This window comes from Serratia proteamaculans, from assembly GCF_946227095.1.
GTDB lineage: Bacteria > Pseudomonadota > Gammaproteobacteria > Enterobacterales > Enterobacteriaceae > Serratia > Serratia proteamaculans_E.
In genome coordinates this window covers 1-386 of sequence record NZ_CAMISV010000032.1, presented here as the reverse complement: position 1 = coordinate 386, position 386 = coordinate 1, and the positions used below count along the sequence as shown (strand labels likewise).

Below are 386 nucleotides of genomic sequence, written 5' to 3'. Positions count from 1 at the left end.
TGCGTGAGGGAGGAAAACAGACCCACCATGCTGTCTTTGAAGGTCTGGGTACCGGTAAGTAACCCGGTCAGCATGTTGGTGGAGCGTTCCCGCATCGTATCAATCAGCCCAAGCTGCAGCTTATTGACCTGGCTCTGCCCAGCGTAAAGTTTCATTGCCTGCTGATATTGCGCGTCAGTTGATTCCTGTGTTGCCGCCTGCAACAACTGCTCATAGCGCTGTTTGTCAATGTAACCTTGCTGGTAGTACGCCTGATACTGGGCCTGCTGCTGCGCCAGTTGGTTACTCAGTTGAACGGAGGGATCAACATCCCCGGCGATGTTTTGCCGTGGGGCCGCAATGGCATCAGCCTCTGCCTTTAACCTCTCGCGGGCCATATCCTGCTG

The 386-nt window shown here is 54.9% G+C and carries 1 pseudogene; it reads right to left on the bottom strand.

The annotated features are described in order from the left end of the window. A pseudogene (locus OC597_RS26615) lies at positions 1-386 on the bottom strand (phage tail tape measure protein); the annotation flags it as partial.